Annotated in this window: 17 protein-coding genes; 5 read left to right on the plus strand and 12 right to left on the minus strand. The window is 63.2% G+C overall.

The annotated features are described in order from the left end of the window. Window positions 1-11: 11 nt before the first annotated feature. A complete protein-coding gene (locus NT26_RS12245) occupies window positions 12-1,037 on the plus strand; it encodes an RluA family pseudouridine synthase (protein WP_052639087.1) in 1,026 nt (341 codons plus the stop codon). A 210-nt stretch (window positions 1,038-1,247) separates the two neighbouring features. Next, window positions 1,248-2,150, plus strand: a complete 903-nt coding sequence (rpoH, locus tag NT26_RS12250) for an RNA polymerase sigma factor RpoH (protein ID WP_052639088.1) — start codon at window positions 1,248-1,250, stop codon at window positions 2,148-2,150. Between the two features lie 64 nt (window positions 2,151-2,214). On the opposite strand, the gene NT26_RS12255 is transcribed toward rpoH, so the two are convergent. Together NT26_RS12255 and NT26_RS12260 are read right to left on the minus strand one after the other, a co-directional pair. Beyond that, on the minus strand, window positions 2,215-4,524 hold the full coding sequence (locus tag NT26_RS12255) for a hypothetical protein (protein ID WP_052639089.1): 2,310 nt from the start codon (window positions 4,522-4,524) through the stop codon (window positions 2,215-2,217). A gap of 61 nt (window positions 4,525-4,585) precedes the next feature. After that, window positions 4,586-5,884, minus strand: a complete 1,299-nt coding sequence (locus tag NT26_RS12260; protein ID WP_052639090.1) for an adenylosuccinate synthase — start codon at window positions 5,882-5,884, stop codon at window positions 4,586-4,588. A 187-nt stretch (window positions 5,885-6,071) separates the two neighbouring features. On the opposite strand from NT26_RS12260, the gene NT26_RS12265 reads away from it, so the two are divergent. Then, the gene (locus tag NT26_RS12265; protein WP_152337870.1) at window positions 6,072-6,959 is read left to right on the plus strand and encodes a DMT family transporter; all 888 of its coding nucleotides are present in this window, start codon (window positions 6,072-6,074) and stop codon (window positions 6,957-6,959) included. Between the two features lie 39 nt (window positions 6,960-6,998). Here NT26_RS12265 and NT26_RS12270 read toward each other — a convergent pair whose 3' ends face one another. Next, window positions 6,999-7,547 (minus strand): transglutaminase-like cysteine peptidase, encoded by a 549-nt coding sequence (locus tag NT26_RS12270; RefSeq protein WP_162197790.1) that lies wholly within the window; start codon window positions 7,545-7,547, stop codon window positions 6,999-7,001. A 282-nt stretch (window positions 7,548-7,829) separates the two neighbouring features. Here NT26_RS12270 and NT26_RS12275 point away from each other — a divergent pair, with 282 nt between their 5' ends. Beyond that, the gene (locus NT26_RS12275; protein ID WP_052639093.1) at window positions 7,830-8,402 is read left to right on the plus strand and encodes a transglycosylase SLT domain-containing protein; all 573 of its coding nucleotides are present in this window, start codon (window positions 7,830-7,832) and stop codon (window positions 8,400-8,402) included. A 51-nt stretch (window positions 8,403-8,453) separates the two neighbouring features. Here the strand turns inward: NT26_RS12275 and NT26_RS12280 are convergent, their stop codons facing one another. From NT26_RS12280 to NT26_RS12305, 6 genes are all read right to left on the minus strand, one after another. Next, window positions 8,454-9,218 carry an ABC transporter substrate-binding protein gene (locus NT26_RS12280; protein ID WP_052639094.1) on the minus strand — a complete coding sequence of 255 codons (765 nt, stop codon included), beginning with the start codon at window positions 9,216-9,218 and terminating at the stop codon, window positions 8,454-8,456. Window positions 9,219-9,355: 137 nt separating this feature from the next. Further along, a complete protein-coding gene (locus NT26_RS12285; RefSeq protein ID WP_052639095.1) occupies window positions 9,356-10,783 on the minus strand; it encodes an aldehyde dehydrogenase family protein in 1,428 nt (475 codons plus the stop codon). A 77-nt stretch (window positions 10,784-10,860) separates the two neighbouring features. Next, the gene (locus tag NT26_RS12290; RefSeq protein ID WP_052639096.1) at window positions 10,861-11,475 is read right to left on the minus strand and encodes an alpha/beta hydrolase; all 615 of its coding nucleotides are present in this window, start codon (window positions 11,473-11,475) and stop codon (window positions 10,861-10,863) included. Between the two features lie 26 nt (window positions 11,476-11,501). Next, window positions 11,502-12,434, minus strand: a complete 933-nt coding sequence (locus NT26_RS12295) for a VOC family protein (RefSeq protein WP_052639097.1) — start codon at window positions 12,432-12,434, stop codon at window positions 11,502-11,504. Between the two features lie 134 nt (window positions 12,435-12,568). Next, complete coding sequence (gene ung / locus NT26_RS12300; RefSeq protein ID WP_052639098.1) at window positions 12,569-13,258, minus strand: uracil-DNA glycosylase; 690 nt, start codon at window positions 13,256-13,258, stop codon at window positions 12,569-12,571. An 8-nt stretch (window positions 13,259-13,266) separates the two neighbouring features. Further along, window positions 13,267-13,662: a VOC family protein gene (locus tag NT26_RS12305; protein WP_052639099.1), complete on the minus strand. Its 396-nt coding sequence runs from the start codon at window positions 13,660-13,662 to the stop codon at window positions 13,267-13,269. 198 nt (window positions 13,663-13,860) lie between these two features. Between NT26_RS12305 and NT26_RS12310 the strand changes: the two genes are divergently transcribed. After that, a complete protein-coding gene (locus NT26_RS12310) occupies window positions 13,861-14,226 on the plus strand; it encodes a YbaN family protein (protein WP_052639100.1) in 366 nt (121 codons plus the stop codon). 15 nt (window positions 14,227-14,241) lie between these two features. Here NT26_RS12310 and NT26_RS12315 read toward each other — a convergent pair whose 3' ends face one another. Genes NT26_RS12315 through NT26_RS12325 form a run of 3 tightly spaced genes read right to left on the minus strand, consistent with a single transcriptional unit; the run spans window position 14,242 to window position 16,984 of the window. Further along, the gene (locus tag NT26_RS12315; protein WP_052639101.1) at window positions 14,242-15,033 is read right to left on the minus strand and encodes a heme ABC transporter ATP-binding protein; all 792 of its coding nucleotides are present in this window, start codon (window positions 15,031-15,033) and stop codon (window positions 14,242-14,244) included. Next, window positions 15,030-16,115 carry a FecCD family ABC transporter permease gene (locus NT26_RS12320; RefSeq protein ID WP_052639102.1) on the minus strand — a complete coding sequence of 362 codons (1,086 nt, stop codon included), beginning with the start codon at window positions 16,113-16,115 and terminating at the stop codon, window positions 15,030-15,032. The genes NT26_RS12315 and NT26_RS12320 overlap by 4 nt, the downstream gene beginning before the upstream one ends. Further along, entirely contained in the window at window positions 16,115-16,984 is an 870-nt protein-coding gene (locus NT26_RS12325) for a heme/hemin ABC transporter substrate-binding protein (RefSeq protein ID WP_052639103.1), read from the minus strand. Before NT26_RS12325 ends, NT26_RS12320 begins: the two co-directional genes overlap by 1 nt. Between the last annotated feature and the right edge of the window lie 152 nt (window positions 16,985-17,136).

The raw sequence follows: 17,136 nt of genomic DNA on the forward strand, positions 1-17,136 counted from the left end.
GATTACCGTGAATGAATGACCCCTTTAAACAAGCCGATGCGCCAAGGAAAGTGCTGGTTGCCGATGAAGACGCGCAAGGCCGGCTGGACGCCTGGCTGACGACGGCGCTGGAGGGAGAGTTTTCGCGCAGCCGTATCAAGGCCCTGATCGAGCAGGGAGCCGTCTCGCTGAAGGGGACAGTCTGCACCGAGCCGAAGCGGAAGATTGCGCCGGGCGACGCCGTGGAGATTGTCCTGCCGGAACCGGAGGATGCCGAACCGAGAGGCGAGGACATCCCTCTCGACGTGCTCTACGAGGACGCGGATGTCATCGTCATCCTGAAGCCTCCCGGACTCGTCGTCCATCCCGGCGCCGGCAACTGGACCGGCACCTTGGTCAATGCGCTGATCCACCACTGCGGGGAGAGCCTGTCGGGAATAGGCGGCGTCCGGCGACCGGGCATCGTCCACAGGCTGGACAAGGATACCAGCGGCGTACTGGTTGCTGCCAAGAACGACATTGCCCACCGGCACCTGGCCGCGCAGTTCGCTGATCACGGACGGACAGGGCCGCTGGAAAGGGCCTATCAGGCGGTCGTCTGGGGCCGGCCGAAGCAGTTGAAGGGAACAATCGATGCACCGCTCGGCCGTGGTGGCGGTGATCGTACGAAGCGGGCGGTGAAGCGCGAGGATAGCGACGACGCGCGCGAAGCAATCACCCATTACGAAGTGGTTGAGCGCTTTCACGAGAAACCGGATGCAACCGCCCTCGCCTCGCTTGTGGAATGCCGGCTGGAAACGGGGCGTACGCATCAGATCCGGGTTCATATGGCCCATATCGGCTGCCCGCTCATCGGAGATTCGGACTACAGCGGCGGCTTTCGGACGAAGGTGAACGTCCTGCCGGAGCCGGCCAAAACGATCGCCGGCCGCTTCAATCGGCAAGCCCTTCACGCGTTCCTCCTTGCCTTTGAGCACCCCCGTTCCGGGGAGGTCATGGAGTTCGAGGCTCCGATGCCGGAAGACATGCGGGAACTGGTCGACGCACTGCGAAGTTAGGGCCCATATCGAAGGCGCAGCTTCATTACAGAAATGTAATGGAATAACGTTCATGTGATGCCGGCCCGCCGCTTGCATCAATGTTCTGCCGTACTTATCTGTCACTTGGGTCGGTGCGGGGTCGGAAATGATCCGTACCGTTTGGCTCGCCTCAGCGCCTGTCGCTCGTGAAGAGGGAGCCAGGAGAAATCTTTCGGAAGGGGGTGCTTTATGGCCCGCAATACACTGCCGTCGATTACGGCCGGCGAAGCCGGTCTCAATCGCTATCTTGATGAAATCCGCAAATTTCCGATGCTTGAGCCGCAGCAGGAGTACATGCTCGCCAAGCGTTACGCCGAACATGGGGATCGCGACGCCGCACATCAACTGGTTACCAGCCACCTCCGCCTCGTGGCGAAGATCGCCATGGGCTACCGCGGCTATGGCCTCCCCATCGGCGAGGTCGTCTCCGAAGGCAATGTCGGCCTGATGCAGGCCGTCAAGAAGTTCGATCCGGAACGCGGCTTCCGTCTCGCCACCTATGCAATGTGGTGGATCAAGGCCTCGATCCAGGAATACATCCTGCGCTCATGGTCGCTCGTTAAGATGGGCACCACCGCCAACCAGAAGCGCCTGTTCTTCAACTTGCGCAGGCTGAAGGGCCGACTGCAGGCGATCGAGGAAGGCGACCTGAAGCCGGAGCAGGTAGCCGAGATCGCCACCAAGCTGAATGTCTCCGAGGAGGAAGTGGTTTCAATGAACCGCCGGCTCTCCGGTGATGCCTCCCTGAATGCGCCGATCCGCGCGACGGAAGGCGAATCCGGACAGTGGCAGGATTGGCTCGTGGATGACCAGGACAGCCAGGAAGAAGTGCTGATCGAACAGGACGAACTGGATACGCGCCGGCGCATGCTCGCCAAGGCGATGGGCGTCCTGAACGAGCGCGAGCGCCGCATTTTCCAGGCCAGGCGTCTGGCCGATGATCCGATCACGCTGGAAGAGCTCTCGTCCGAATTCGACATCAGCCGCGAGCGCGTCCGCCAGATCGAGGTTCGTGCCTTCGAGAAGGTTCAGGAAGCAGTTCTGAAGGAAGCACTGGCCCAGGCCAATGCACTGCGCGTCGTCGACGCCTGATCGCGATACGATTTCGTGACATCCAATGAAAAAGGCCGGCGGATCGCTCCGCCGGCCTTTCTTGTCACTGCCCCGCTGGAGCCGGGGCGGGGGCCGGTGTCGTGCTTCCGCTGAGCGCACTCCACTCGCGGATCGCGTCATTAAAGGCCTGGGTTCCCGCTTCCCCCTTCTGCATGGTGAGGAGGGCCCGTCGTCCGTTGCGGTAGGCAAGCGGAATATCGATCCAGTTCCGCGTCCGCAGAAGTTCGATATTGGTCGCTCGGGCATCGGGGAAATCGTTCAACGCGATCATATGGAAATCGTCGGTGATCTTCGCCGGCACGGCGATCAGCGCGTCGCCGCGATCCTGCTCCGTCTGCTTCATCGCAATCCGCTGGACGCTGTCGATCGCTCCGCCTTCGAAACCGGGCGGAACCGCGAAGACGATCTCCACCAGATGGCTGGCGGGGAGCGATGGATCGGTATTGCGCTTGAACGTCAGGAGCGCGGTCAAACCACGGCCAGGCACGTTGATGCGGCCCTGCACGACAGGTTCCTGTCTGCCATTCTGGCCGGCCTCCTGCTGGAGGGTCCATGACACGGCACCCTCGATTGCCGTCGGCGCCGTCTGGCCAAGACGCTCCTCGTAGAGGAACATCTTCTCGCCGGCGAGAGCCGCGGCATCCGCCGGAGTGGCGGACGGTTCGGCCGGCGCCTCGGCAGCAGCACCCGCTTCCGCAGGCGTTGCAGGTGGAGCGTTCAGCTGCGCAACGGATTGTCCTTCCCCGGTGGCACCTGCCGCTGCGGGACCTTCGTCTACCTCTGTGCCGTCGGGCAGCAGCCGCTGCGTGAACTTCGCGTCCGCGGCAACACCGTCTTCCGGCGCCACAGGAGCGGTGTCGGTTTCGGCGGCTTCACCTTCAGGGGGAGCAGCCTCCTGTGCCGTTTCCGGTGGTTCTGCAGCCGGCTCCTCTGTCGTTGCCGTCGGGGCTACAGCGGGTGTCGATGTGTCGGACAGGCCCGCGACATCGGTGATCGCGTCTCTGTTGATCCAGAGCGCATAACCACCGGCGGCAACGATCAGCAGGCCGATCAATGCCAGGATCGGCCCGGTATAGCTGCGCTTCTTGGGCGCCACGCGGTAGGTGCGCGGCGGCGGCGGAACCATGTCCTCGTCGGCCTCGGCGCCGATAGCAGCCGCACCGGCCGCAGGAAGCGCGTCCTTGTTGTAGCCGATAAGCTCCTCGAGATCGCTCCAGGGATCGCTTTCGTCTTTCCGGGGCGGCTGGTCAGTGGCAACCGGCGAGGCATAAGCGGCCTCGTCTTCCGGCCGCCCCAGGTCCACATGTTCGGCCTGTCCAAGACCCGGGAAATCGGCAACCGACGGCATCCGGACGGAGTCGGCGGAGACATGCGTCTCCTCGCCAAAATGCGCCTCGACCGGCTCGATCGGGCGCTGGTGCTCCGGCGAAGCATCCGCAGGCTCAGCGCTGGTCTCGAATGAATCGCCCTGATCCCAGGCAGGCGTGGCATCCTTCCGAGGCTCCTCCGGCGGCCAGATCCACTCGTCCGCTGCAGCGGGTGCGGCTGGCTGAACCTCCTCGGGATGCCATCCTCGGTTCTCGTCGACGGAGGGTTCCGGGGAGACAGTCTCCAGCGGCTCGTGATCAGCCTGCGGCTCTTCGTGGGCCGGATACGCTTCCTCCTCTGCCGGCCAAGCGGCGGGCTGGATCTCCGTTTCCACATGAGGCGGCTCGCCGGCCTCCGCGGGTTCGCCCCCAAAGTCCGGATACGGGTCGTCCTGGGTACCAGCCTCGGTCTCCTGCGCCCACGGCTCCTCTGGGGCTTCGGCGAATCTATCGGATTCCTCCGACGGCGCCACGTAGTCCTGTTCGTGCGCAGCAAGAGGCTCTGCCGCATAGGTATCGGCGACAGGCTGGTCGTAGTCATGAACAGGCTGGCCGTGGTCGACCTGACTTTCCACCGCCTCGCCAAAAGGCTCTCCGGTGTATCCGGGCCGCGCCGCCGGAAGCTCGTCGTCCTGCCGCCCCTCCGTCGCGGATGCCACCGGCGGAGCTTCCGGTTCAGCCTCTGCAAACGGCGGCTCGGTCACCGGCTCCTGCTCATCGACGACATCAGGCGCCAGTGGAATCGGCGCGGCGGAAGGTTCGTCCGGCGGCAGTGCCTCGGCATGCTCCGCCTCGACGGATTCGATCGCCGCCTCGAGCTTGCCCATCTGCCTGAGGATCATGTCCTCGGACGGCGTGGGCTTCATGTTTTCGAGCTGCCGCCGAACCGCACCGCGCGCCTTGTCGTACACTTTTGCACGCATGTCCGGCGTATTGTTCGCCAGACCGTCCACAGCGCGGCGGATAACCGCTACAAAATCTGCCATCAGCACTTTCTCATGGTCACCGGTCGATTAACCGGCTGGTAACGATAACGTGGCCGGAACTTTAATCCTCAAACGGATCGGTCACAAGTATGGTGTCGTCGCGTTCCGGACTGGTGGAAAGTAGGGCGACAGGGGCGCCTATCAACTCTTCCACCTGGCGGACATACTTGATCGCCTGCGCCGGCAGGTCCGCCCATTTGCGGGCGCCGACCGTCGATTCCTTCCAGCCTTCCAGCGTGATGTAGATAGGCTGGACGCGAGCCTGCGCCGCCTGGCTCGCCGGAAGGTGGTCGATTTCCTGGCCGTCGAGCTTGTAGCCGACGCAGATCTTGAGTTCGTCGAGGCCGTCAAGGACATCGAGCTTGGTCAGGGCAATCCCCGTTATTCCATTGGTCGCCACCGACTGGCGCACCAGAGCCGCATCGAACCAGCCGCACCGGCGCTTGCGACCGGTGACCGTACCGAATTCATGGCCCTTTTCGCCCAGGAACTGACCGATCTCGTCGTGGAGTTCGGTCGGGAACGGTCCCTCGCCGACGCGCGTCGTATAGGCCTTGGTGATACCGAGGATATAACCGAGCGTGCCGGGGCCCATGCCCGAGCCGGCCGCCGCCTGTCCGGCGACGGTGTTCGACGAGGTCACGAAGGGATAGGTACCGTGGTCGATGTCGAGCAGCGAACCCTGCGCGCCCTCGAACAGGATGCGGGCGCCCTTGCGGCGCTCCTTGTCGAGAAGCAGCCAGACAGTTTCCCGGAACGGCAGAACGCGCTCGGCAACCGAAGTCAGTTCCTCCATGATCGTCTCGTGGGAAACCTCCGGCGCACCAAGACCGCGGCGGATGGCATTGTGATGGGTCAGGATGCGGTCGACCTTGCCGCCCAGCGTATCGAGGTCGGCGAGATCCATGACCCGGATCGCACGGCGGCCCACCTTGTCCTCATAAGCCGGACCGATGCCGCGGCGGGTCGTCCCGATCTTCGTGCCGCTGTTGGAGGCCGCATCCTCGCGCATGCCGTCCAGTTCCCGGTGGAGCGAGAGGATCAGGGTCGCATTGTCGGCGATGCGAAGGTTATCCGGGGTGATCGTCACGCCCTGCTTCGCCAGCTTGTCGATCTCGGCGATCAGCGCATGCGGGTCGACCACGACGCCATTGCCGATGACCGCCATCTTGCCGGGACGCACGACGCCCGAGGGCAGCAGGGACAGCTTGTAGCTGACGCCGTCGATCACGAGGGTATGACCGGCATTGTGCCCGCCCTGGAAACGGACGACGATGTCGGCACGCTCCGAGAGCCAGTCCACGATCTTGCCCTTGCCCTCGTCACCCCATTGGGAGCCGACTACCACGACGTTCGTCATCTTTCGCTTTCCTGTTTTCGCGCAAGCTCTTGCGCCAACTCAAACCGGCGCATCTATAAGGCCTAGTTTCGAGGATTGCGATCTGTTTGTGCCTCCAAAAGAGGTTTTTACGTGACAAAACCGCGGGCCGCGGTCTATCTGCGATCGGCCCACGCTGCATCCACCCTGCTCTCCGACGGAGATGATCTTGCACAGAACCGCATATCTTTGTCTCGTGATCGCAACGCTGTCATGGGGTGGCAATGCCGTGGCCGGCAAGCTTGCGCTCGGGCATATCAGCCCGATGATGCTGACCTTCTGGCGCTGGGCCATCGCAGTCGCGATCATCTTCGCGATCTCCCTGCCGCAGTTGAGGAAGGACTGGCCTGTCGTGCGCAAGCGGCTGCCGATCCTGATCTTCTACGGCGTCATCGGCTACACGACCTTCAACGCAGTGCTCTACACTGCCCTCAAATACACCACGGCCATCAATGTCGCGATCGAGCAGGCCGGCATTCCGATGCTGATCTTCCTCATCAACTTCGTGCTGTTCAGGACGCGGGTATCGCTCGCACAGGTATTCGGCTTCTCCCTGACGCTCGTCGGTGTCGCCCTGACGGCATCGCATGGCGACCTCGCGAGCCTCCTCGACCTCACGCTCAATTTCGGCGACGCGCTCATGCTGATCGCCGTCGTCGCCTATGCCGTCTACACCGTATCGTTGCGGTGGAAGCCGGTCATCGACTGGCGCACGCTGATGGCCATCCCGGCGCTCTTCGCGCTCCTGACCACGGTCCCGCTGGTCCTCTGGGAACATGCCGGCGATGCTGCGCTATGGCCCGATACACGCGGCTGGGTGATCGCCCTCTACACCGCGCTGTTCGCGTCGCTGCTCGCCCAGGTGCTCTACATCAAGGGTGTCGAAGGGATCGGCCCGAACCGCGCGAGCCTCTTCATCAATCTGATCCCCGTCTTCGGCACGCTGCTTTCTGTTGCGATCATCGGGGAGGAGCTGCAGTTCTTCCACATTGCCGCGCTCGTGCTGGCGCTGGGCGGCATCGCGATCGCCGAAAAGGGAAAGCCCGCCTCCCCCTGAAGGAAGGCGGGTGCGGAGAAGGACCGGCTCCGCAGAAGGTCAGATGTCGGCGTATGCCGGTCGCATCGCGCCCCGCGCCCAGGTGCTTGCCGAAGAACGGGAACCGGCCGTGACGCGCTTGCCGATCATCGTCAGGCGCTCACCGAGGATCACTTGCCCTCGGTCGGTCGAGACGACGAGGACCCGCTCCACACTGCCGGAGCTGGTCAGCGCGTAGGAAATCCGCATAGCACCGGCAGGCCAGCCGAGCGCAGCGAGACGTTCGCGCTTCAGATCCGCACAATCGTGGCAGCGCTCGCTGCCGATTGCGCTGGCGAGATCCGGCGCAAAGCCGTCGAGGTAGCTGTCGATGGCTCTGATGGACGTGTTGACGCTGCGGTTGATGCGCGCCAGTTCCACGGCGAGGGACTCGGTCAGGGCCGGTACTTCCGCTCCGACACTGGACCGGATCGGACCGTTCATCGCCAGGTCGTACTGGACGGCAGGCGACGAGGCAAAGGAGCGGGCAAAGCCGCCGGGGCCGCCAGCCTGCGCGGAGCCACCAGAGACGAGAGCTGCCATGAATGCCACAGCAAGGAGAGTTTTCATCGGCATGTTCGAAACCCTGTTTTGATGGACAGCGTTTTCCGCCGTCTCGCTTGATGTTCCGAAGTCATCTCGGATCTATGGGCTTCATGCCGCCTATGCCCTCACCATAGACGAACGCCTTTTCGGGGCGCTTAAGTCGAAAGATGCAATTTTATGGAAATCGGATTTTTTCCTGTCTTGGCACAGGTCGCGACGGGACGCCTTTCGTGCACGCGGCCGCGGCCCTGAAACCTTTCGTTAAATTTTACGCGTCATTAATCTTCCGAAACGAGAGGTTAAGCGATGCGTATTGCGTTCTCCATCGCGCTCCTGTTGCTGCTGTCTGCCTGCGCATCGGCACCGAGCCGGATCAACAATGCCTGTGCAGTGTTCGAGCAGAAGGACGGGCTATTCAACAACTGGTCGCGAGAGGCGAGGAACGTCGAGCGCGAGTTCGGCGTCCCGGTCCCGGTACTGATGGCGACGATCTACACGGAGTCAGGTTTCAAGGCGCATGCCCGCCCGCCCCGCACCAAGCTGCTCGGCTTCATCCCGTGGAAGAGGCAGTCGTCTGCCTATGGCTACGCGCAGGCGCTGGACGGCACATGGCTTGAATACCAGCGATCCACCGGACGCTGGTCGGCCCGCCGCAGCGATTTCGGCGACGCGATCCACTTCGTCGGCTGGTATCACAACCGCAGCAGCGTCAAGAACGGCATCCCCCGCAACGACACCTACAACCTCTACCTCGCCTATTATTCCGGCCATGCGGGCTATTCCCGTGGCAACTTCACACCGACGGCGAGGAAGGCGGCCCAGCGCTCCGCCGGCATGGCGCAGAAATACGAGGCCCAGTTGCGCTCCTGCGGCTACTGACGAAAAAGCCGCCGGACAAGCCGGCGGCCGCATAAGATCGTTTCGGCCCGATCAGTAGATATCGAAGGGGAAGTACTTGGCGACGATCTTGCCGTAGGTGCCGTTGGCGACGATCGCGTCGATCGCCGTGTTGAAGCGTTCCTTTAACTCTTCCTCGCCCTTGCGGATGCCGATGCCGGCCTCTGTCTCCGTGCCCGGCACGTCGCCCACCATGGCGCAGCAATCCTTGCCGTCGCCGTTCAGCCAGTCGACAACGACGAACTTGTCGGAGATCAGCGCGTCTATACGACCGTTCTGCAGATCGGCTGCCGCTTCTTCCTGCGTCGGATAGAGCTTCACCTCTATGCCGGCCTTCTCATAGACGTCGGTTGCATAGTTGGCCTGGGTCGTGGAGGCCTGGGCACCGACGACCTTGTCCTTCAGGTCCTCGACCGACACGCCCTTCACGTCGCCGTCCTTCGGCGCGATGACGGCAAGCGGCGTCGTGTAATACTTGTTGGTGAAGTCGATCTGCTGCTTGCGCTCCTCGGTGATGCTCATCGACGCGATGATGGCGTCGTACTTGTTGGCCATCAGTCCGGGAATGATGCCGTCCCAGTCCTGCGCCACGATGGCGCACTTCGCCTTCATCTCCTCGCAAAGGGCATTGGCGATATCGACATCGAAGCCCTTCAGCGACCCATCCGTATCCGTGAAGTTGAAGGGCGGGTATGCTCCCTCGGTCGCAATGCGAATTTCGGCGTCCTGCGCTGCGGCGAAGGACGTAAAGGCGGCGGTCATGGCGAAGACTGTCGATGTTAGCAGTGTTTTCTTCATGTGTTCCATCCTCTGTGACGGCACGGGGCCGTACGGCATCCTAGCGGCAGGAGACGCCGCTTGAGAAGCCGTTTTCGTGTCCATCGAGCGGTCATGGGACGTCCTCACCGACTGCGACACGCGCTGACAGTCGGCGCTCACCCGCCGTAGCCGACGATGCCCTTGATCTCGAGGAAGTCGTGGATGCCCCAGTCGGCGTACTCACGGCCGTTGCCGGACTGCTTGTAGCCGCCGAAGGGAGCTCGGGTATCCCAGTCCGGATAGTTGACGTAGACGGAACCTGCTCGCAACCGGGCCGCAACATTGCGGGCATGCTCCAGATCTCCGGATTGCACATAGGCTGCGAGACCGTAGAGGGTGTCGTTGGCGATGGCGATCGCCTGCTCCTCGTCATTGTAGGGTAGGATGGACAGGACAGGGCCGAAGATCTCTTCGCGGGCAATCGTCATGTCGTTGGAGACGTTGCCGAAGACGGTGGGCCGGACGTAATAGCCGCGATTGAGCCCCTCGGGCCGCCCGGGACCGCCTGTCACGAGCGTCGCCCCCTCCTTGATGCCCGCTTCGATCAAGCGCTGGATCTTGTCGTATTGCTGCTCGCTGACGACCGGCCCGAGATCGGTATCGGCCGCCTGCGGGTCGCCCACCTTCATTCGCTCCGCAGCACGCCGTGCGACCCCCATCGCCTCGCCATGCCGATCGCTTGGCACCAGCATGCGGGTCGGCGCGTCGCAGGACTGTCCGGAATTGCCGAAGCAGGAGACGACGCCTTCCGAAACCGCGTGTTCAAGATCGGCATCGGGGAGAATGATGTTGGCAGACTTACCGCCGAGCTCCTGCGCCACACGCTTGACGGTATCCGCTGCGGTCTTGGCAACAATGACACCTGCGCGCGTGGAGCCGGTGAACGAGACCATGTCCACATCAGGATGACCAGCCATCACCTGCCCGACGTCCGGTCCCGTGCCGTTGACGAGGTTGAAGACGCCCGCGGGTGTTCCGGCCGCCTCCATGATCTCGGCAAAGATGATGCCGCTGACGGGCGCGATCTCGGACGGCTTCAGCACCATGGTACAGCCGGCGGCGATCGCCGGGGCAACCTTGCAGACGATCTGGTTCAGCGGCCAGTTCCACGGGGTGATCAATGCGCAGACGCCGATCGGCTCGCGCACCACCATGGTCGTGCCGCGCCGTTCGGTGAAGACGAAGTCCTCCAGCGCCTCGATCGTCGCGATGAGGTGCGCCTTGCCGGCGGCCGTCTGACTGTCGCGCGCAAACGCGATCGGTGCGCCCATTTCACGGCTCACCGCCCGGGCAATCTCTTCGTAGCGAGCCTTGTATTCGGAAAGAATGCGGCGGAGCAGCGTCAGCCGTTCCTGCTTAGACCAGAGCGAGAATGCGGGAAAGGCCGATTTCGCGGCAGCCACAGCGCGGTCAACGTCCTCGGACGAGCCCAGCGCAATCTGCGTGAACGGTTCTTCCGTGGCAGGATTTATGACATCGAGGGCCACCGGAATGGCCGGCTCCACCCAGCGACCGTCGATGAAGAACTTGAGGTGATTGCTCATGGGCGAGGCTCCGCTGCGGAAGGCGGCTTCACTATCGGGCACACCCGATCCATCCGCAAGCGGAATGCCTCGCCTTTCTAGCTGCCGTAGCGGGCGAGAAAACGCTTGGCCGCATCGATCTCGACCGCACGGATCTCGTGCCCGCCCGGATGCCATTCGAGCTCCACCTCGTCGCCCGACCGCCGGAAATAATCGGCGAGCGACTGGGTCAGTTCTACGGAGGCGATCGGATCGCGCTCTCCCGCGGTAATGAGGACCCTTCCACCCACCTTCTCCGTCCTTTCTTTTGGCTCGAACGGGATGAGCGGATGCATGAGCACGGCGGCCTCGAAGAGGCCCGGCTTGTGGATCAGCATGCTCGCAAGGATATTGGCGCCGTTGGAAAAGCCGAGCCCGATGACCGGGCCTGCCTTGTAGAACTCCCGGTTCGCGGCGACGAATTCGCTCATGCGGTTCGTCGCCCGGGCCAGATCCTCGCAGTCATAGACACCTTCCGCCTTGCGACGGAAGAAGCGTGCCGCTCCGTGTTCCGAAATGTCGCCGCGTGGCGAGATGATGGTCGCCTCCGGCAAGAGGTGGCCACCGAAATCGAAAAACTGGTTCTCGTCGCCGCCGGTCCCGTGGAACACGAAGAAGATCGGCGCACCGGCTGCACCGGGCCGCGCCCGGTGCACGTAACTGTCATGGCTCATGATTGCCTCCTTGCGCGCCTAACATCCTAAGCGTCCAACGGTTCGAGATGTTCTTCGAGCATCGCGCGCAGATGCGCGTGCTGCGTGGGCAGTTTCAACGCTTCGCCGAGATGCGCGGTGTCTTCGTCGCGATCGAAGCCGGGTTCGTTGGTGGCGATCTCGAACAGCACGCCGCCGGGCGTGCGAAAGTAGATCGCCCAGAAATAGTCCCGGTCGATAACCGGCGTGACGTTGTAGCCGGTATCGATCAACGCCTTGCGGACCTCGAGCTGCTTCTCGCGGTTTTCGACGGCGAAGGCGATGTGGTGGACCGACCCCGCACCGAGCCGGGCGCCATTGATGTTCGGCATCGTCTCGATGTCGATGACGTCGGCACCGTTGCCACCCGGAATACGCAGGCGCTGGACACCGTCCTTCGCATCGACCTTATCATAACCCATGAACTTCAGGAGTTCCGCCGTCGCCCCCTCGTCCCGCAGCCGCAGCGAGGCCGAGTGGAAGCCGCGGATCGCGTGATCCTCGCCGACGCCATTACCGGTCCAGGCTTCCCGCGGATCATCCTTGACTTCAACGAGGGCAAACCCGTCACCATCAGGCCCCGCGAAGTGAAGCCGGTTTTCGCCAAAGGCGCTGTCCGTCTTCAGTCCCTCGACGCCCGCCTTCGTCAGCCGTTCTCTCCAGTATCCGAACGACCCTTCCGGAACAGAGAACAGCGTGGTCCCCACCTCCCCCGAACCGGGACGGCCGCGGGCGATATGCGGGAACGGGAAGTACGTCATCACCGAGCCGGGCGTACCGACCTCGTCCCCGTAATAGAGGTGGTAGACGTCCGGCGCGTCGAAGTTGACGGTCTTCTTCACCCGGCGCAGGCCGAGCGTATCGGTGAAGAACCTGTTGTTGGTGCGGGCGCTCGCCGCCATCGACGTGACGTGATGCAGCCCCTTGATCTGGTCGAGCATGTGAAAACCCTTTCTGGCTCCGTGAGCCTTTCTTGGGGCTATATTTGGCCATTGCGACCGCCTTCGCATAGAGAGCCGAAACGAACGCATTGTTCACATTTCATACGAAGACCCCGCTAAGGGCGTTCAAGAAATCATACCCGTTCCGGCAGTTTCCAGTCGATAGGCTGTCTGCCCTTGGAAACGAGGAAGGCGTTGGCCTGCGAAAAATGCCGGCTGCCGAAGAAGCCATTATGCGCCGACAAAGGCGATGGATGCGGCGCGCGCAGGACGAGATGCCGGTCGCGGTCGACAAAGGCCGCCTTCTTCTGGGCGTAGGAGCCCCAGAGCAGGAAGACGACGCCGTCGCATCTTTCGTTGACGGCGCGGATTACGGCATCGGTGAACCGTTCCCACCCCCTGCGCTGGTGCGACGCAGCCTGCGCCTCCTCCACCGTCAGCACGCTGTTCAGGAGGAGAACACCCTGCCTCGCCCAATGCTCCAGGAAGCCATGACTGGCGGGCGGGATGCCGAGATCGCTCTGCAGTTCCTTGTAGATGTTGACGAGCGACGGCGGGATCCGCACGCCGGGCTGCACGGAGAAGCAGAGGCCATGGGCCTGGCCAAGGCCATGGTACGGGTCCTGCCCGAGGATCACGACCTTGACCTGGTCGAGCGGGGTCAGGTCGAGGGCCCGGAAATACTCCCCTGCCTTGGGGAATATACGCTTTCCCGCTTCCTTCTCGCTCATGAGGAAGCGGCGCAGTTCGCTCATGTACGGATTGCCGAACTCGGGCGCCAGCGCCTGTCTCCAGCTCTCCTCCAGTCTCACCCCCTCCACCACGGCAGCCTCTACTGGAACCGGCCAGCGCGCTGCAGCACCTCGATCTTGTAGCCATCCGGATCGGTAGCGAAGAAGAAGCGCGCGAACGGCTTGCCGTCGCGCGGCATGTCGACGAGCTTGCCCACGGTGAAGCCAAGTTCACTGAAGCGCCTGTGTTCGGCCTCGACGTCCTCGACCGTCACCGCGAGATGGCCATAGCCGTCGCCCAGGTCGTAGGGTTTGTCGCGTCCGGCATTGACCGTGAGCTCCAGTTCGAAGCCGGTTTCCGGATTGGAGAGATAGTTAAGGCTAAAACCATCGAAAGGGACGCGCTCCGCAATCCGGAGGCCGAAGGCACGCTGGTAGAAATCGACCGATCGTTCCTCGTCCAGCACCCGGATCATCGAATGGATCATCTTTGCCACGTCACAACTCCTCTAGTGCATCGGATGGCTTTATCGGAAATCCTGCGCCCGTTGCCAATCGCGCTATCGCGCAATTCACATCGAGCTTGCGGCGTCGCGGCTGATTGAAATAGGCGGGCGGGATGATCATATGGCGCTGTGCCCCGCGTCGGCGCCGCATGGCATGGATGGAAACCGGCTGGTCCGGAAAGGGACTTCATGCGCATCGTCTATCTCAGCCTCGGCTGGCTTCTTCTTACGATCGGCATCCTCGGCGCCTTCATGCCGATCCTCCCGACCACGCCTTTCCTGATCATGGCGGTCGCCTGCTTCGCCCGATCCTCGCCGCGCCTGGAGGCATGGCTGCTCGATCACCCGAGGTTTGGCGGCCCCTTGCGGGATTGGCGAGAACGGGGAGCAATACCCCGACGAGCGAAGATTGCCGCCGTGGTGATGATGTCGATTAGCTACGCGTTCTTCTGGTTTGTCACCTCTCCACCGGGACTGCGCGCGGCCATCGTCGCGGCTGTCATGATCCTGCCGGCCATCTACGTCGTGACACGACCAGAGCCGCCATCCGCCTGAAGCCGCAGCAGGCTGTCAGGCGCCCGGCCTGTACCGCGCCTGCGGCAGCACGAAGGGGATGTGCTCTGCCGGAAGCCGTCCGACGGCACCGGCAATCCCGTAGACGCCGCCAATCGTGGCGTCTTTGACGGTCTCGAGGCACGCGCCCTGCGACACCACCCTCCCCTTGTCGAGTACCAGCAGGTGATCTGCGAATTCAGCCGCCAGGTTCAGGTCGTGAAGGATGGCGAGCACGATGCCGCCGGCCTCTGCAAAATCGCGGGCGACCTCCAGCACGGAGATCTGGTGGCCGAGATCGAGGCTTGCCGTCGGCTCGTCGAGGAAGAGCGCGCGCGGCTCCCCATCGATGACAGGTTCCGGAACCTGTGCCAGCGCTCTCGCAAACTGGACGCGCTGCTGTTCGCCCCCGGAGAGCGAGGGATAGGGCTGCGCCTCAAAGCCACGCAGGCCGACCCGCGACAGCGCCTGCCTCGCCTGCTCCGTCGGATGGCGGGAGCCCTGAGCGACCGCGCCCATGCGGACAATCTCCAGGGCTGTAAAGGGAAAGGAGAGCTGCACCGATTGCGGCAGGACGGCCCGCAGACGTGCAAGCTGGACCGGTTGGTAGCCGCCGATCTCCCGACCGTGATAGGCTATCTTGCCGACATCCGGCCGCATCTCGCCCGAAAGCGCCTTCAACAGGGTAGACTTGCCCGCGCCGTTCGGCCCGATGATGACAGTGAAGCGTCCAGGCTGCAGGTCTACAGCGACATCGTCCAGAAGCTTCCGGTCGCCTCTCGTGACACCGATGGACTGGGCGGAAATCATGGCATTTCTCCCATCCGGATGCCTCCCTTGCCGAGCAGCAGGAAGAGGAAAACGGGAGCACCAAACAGCGCCGTTATCACGCCGATCGGCAGTTCCGCGGGTGCGGCGACGGTGCGCGCAACGCTGTCGGCAATCAGCAACAATGCGCCGCCGCCGAGCGCCGATGCGGGCAGCAGGAAGCGGTGCGAGGGTCCGGTGACGAGCCGCAGGAGATGCGGCACAACGATGCCGACGAAACCGATCGAACCCGCGACGGCGACGGTCGAACCGCAGGCTGCTGCCACCGCGACGATGACGATCCGCTTCAGCCGCTGCACCGGCACGCCCATGTGGAAGGCGGCCGCGTCTCCGAGGACGATCGCATCCAGGCCGCGTGCCACGAAGGGGATCACCGCCATCACGATGGCGATGAACGGCAGGATGGAAAGTAGCCGTCCGAAGGTGGCGCCTCCAAGCGACCCCAGGCTCCAGAAGGTGATGTCGCGCAACTGCCGGTCATCGGCGAGAAAGATCAGGAGCCCCATCACCGCTGCCGCCAACGCGCCGATGGCAATGCCGGAAAGGATGAGTGCCGTGGTCGACGTGCGCCCGTCCCGCGTCGCGATGACATAGAGCACCCACGTGTTCAGGAGGCCGCCCAGGAAGGCCATCAGCGGCAGGAACTGATTGCCCAGCAAAATCGCGATCGGGGCAAGTAGCGTCGGACCGAGCACGATCGAGACGACGGCCGCAAGTGCTGCACCCGATGTGACACCGACGATGCCCGGATCGGCCAGTGGATTGCGAAACAGGCCCTGCATCATGGCACCGGAAACGGCGAGCCCTGCCCCGACCAGCAGGCCAAGCGCCGTCCGCGGCAGACGCACCGCCTCCAGCACCACGATGTCCTGGTCCGACAATTCTCCCTTGCCAAGCAGGTAGACAAAGAAATCGCCCAGGCCCACCCCGGTCGGCCCACTCGACAGAGAGATCAGTGACGCCACGGCGACAAGCACGACCAGCGCCGCCAGTGTCAGATAGCCATGCAACGTCCGGTCTCCCTCGACCCGCGAGGACTTCGTCGGCAATGCCATCGTGCTCATCAGTTCGTTCCGGCGGGATAGAGCTCCTTCATCACCGTTCTCGCGGCTTCCGACGTGCGGGGACCAAATCCCAGCAGCAGCAGGCCATCCAGCGACACGAGCGCCTTTGCCTGGGCCGCGGGGCTGGTCTGCAGCGCCGGAAGGGTAAAGACATCCTCCGGCTTCAGTTCATGGTTTCCACGAATCATGGTGAGGACCACGTCGGGCTTGGCAGCGATCACCGCCTCGTCCGACAAGGGCTTGTAGCCCGAAATGCCGGAAGCGGCATTGATGCCGCCCGCCATTTCAATGATGGCGGCTGCCTCCGTCCCGGCCCCGCCGGCCATGACCCGCCCGTTCGCGAGCGACAGCACGAAAAGAACCCGTTTGCGCGGCTCAGCGATTTTCGCGACATCCTCCGCAAGCGCCGCGAGTTGACTTTCGGTCTTCGCAGCGAGCGCTTCTGCTTCGCTGTCCAGGCCGACCGCCTTCCCGATGTCGCGGATCTTCTGGCCGATCGCTATGCCTTCCGGAGGCGTAGGCACCGTCACCATCGGAATCTTGCTGGCATTCAGGATTTCAATGACCGGTGGCGGTCCCGAGCCTTCTTCCGCCAGCACCAGGTCCGGCTGCTGCGCCAGAATTCCCTCAGCAGAAAGTGCACGCATGTAGCCGATATCCGGCTTGGACATTGCCTCGCTCGGATAGGTGCTGGTCGAATCCACGGCGATGACCCGATCCTGCGCGCCCAGCGCGTAGAGCACCTCGGTGATCGTCCCGCCGATGGATACGATGCGTTGCGCCGAAGGGTTGCCTTCGCTCGCCGCCAGGACCGGCAAAGCCGACATCAAAACCGTGGCCGCAGCCGCAAGAAAATTCGTCCTCAACATACCGACATATCCCGTCATGTGCCACTTTGCGCCCTGTTGTGGGGCCGGCGGCGCCCTCGCACCGATAACTTGAGTTGACTACGCAAGTTTTTTCAGCTTTTCAAGCGGCCCGCCGAGAGATATCTTGAGCGCAAAGTGAAACTTTAAAAGAG

Origin of the sequence: Pseudorhizobium banfieldiae (assembly GCF_000967425.1) — a bacterium.
Classification (GTDB): domain Bacteria; phylum Pseudomonadota; class Alphaproteobacteria; order Rhizobiales; family Rhizobiaceae; genus Neorhizobium; species Neorhizobium banfieldiae.

What these genes read in the sequence shown, in the direction of transcription:
- NT26_RS12245 (WP_052639087.1), top strand. Translation starts at nt 12, where the DNA reads ATGAATGACCCCTTTAAACAAGCCGATGCGCCAAGGAAAGTGCTGGTT.
- rpoH (WP_052639088.1), top strand. Translation starts at nt 1,248, where the DNA reads ATGGCCCGCAATACACTGCCGTCGATTACGGCCGGCGAAGCCGGTCTC.
- NT26_RS12255 (WP_052639089.1), bottom strand. Translation starts at nt 4,524, where the DNA reads ATGGCAGATTTTGTAGCGGTTATCCGCCGCGCTGTGGACGGTCTGGCG.
- NT26_RS12260 (WP_052639090.1), bottom strand. Translation starts at nt 5,884, where the DNA reads ATGACGAACGTCGTGGTAGTCGGCTCCCAATGGGGTGACGAGGGCAAG.
- NT26_RS12270 (WP_162197790.1), bottom strand. Translation starts at nt 7,547, where the DNA reads ATGAAAACTCTCCTTGCTGTGGCATTCATGGCAGCTCTCGTCTCTGGT.
- NT26_RS12275 (WP_052639093.1), top strand. Translation starts at nt 7,830, where the DNA reads ATGCGTATTGCGTTCTCCATCGCGCTCCTGTTGCTGCTGTCTGCCTGC.
- NT26_RS12280 (WP_052639094.1), bottom strand. Translation starts at nt 9,218, where the DNA reads ATGAAGAAAACACTGCTAACATCGACAGTCTTCGCCATGACCGCCGCC.
- NT26_RS12285 (WP_052639095.1), bottom strand. Translation starts at nt 10,783, where the DNA reads ATGAGCAATCACCTCAAGTTCTTCATCGACGGTCGCTGGGTGGAGCCG.
- NT26_RS12290 (WP_052639096.1), bottom strand. Translation starts at nt 11,475, where the DNA reads ATGAGCCATGACAGTTACGTGCACCGGGCGCGGCCCGGTGCAGCCGGT.
- NT26_RS12295 (WP_052639097.1), bottom strand. Translation starts at nt 12,434, where the DNA reads ATGCTCGACCAGATCAAGGGGCTGCATCACGTCACGTCGATGGCGGCG.
- NT26_RS12310 (WP_052639100.1), top strand. Translation starts at nt 13,861, where the DNA reads ATGCGCATCGTCTATCTCAGCCTCGGCTGGCTTCTTCTTACGATCGGC.
- NT26_RS12315 (WP_052639101.1), bottom strand. Translation starts at nt 15,033, where the DNA reads ATGATTTCCGCCCAGTCCATCGGTGTCACGAGAGGCGACCGGAAGCTT.
- NT26_RS12320 (WP_052639102.1), bottom strand. Translation starts at nt 16,115, where the DNA reads ATGAGCACGATGGCATTGCCGACGAAGTCCTCGCGGGTCGAGGGAGAC.
- NT26_RS12325 (WP_052639103.1), bottom strand. Translation starts at nt 16,984, where the DNA reads ATGTTGAGGACGAATTTTCTTGCGGCTGCGGCCACGGTTTTGATGTCG.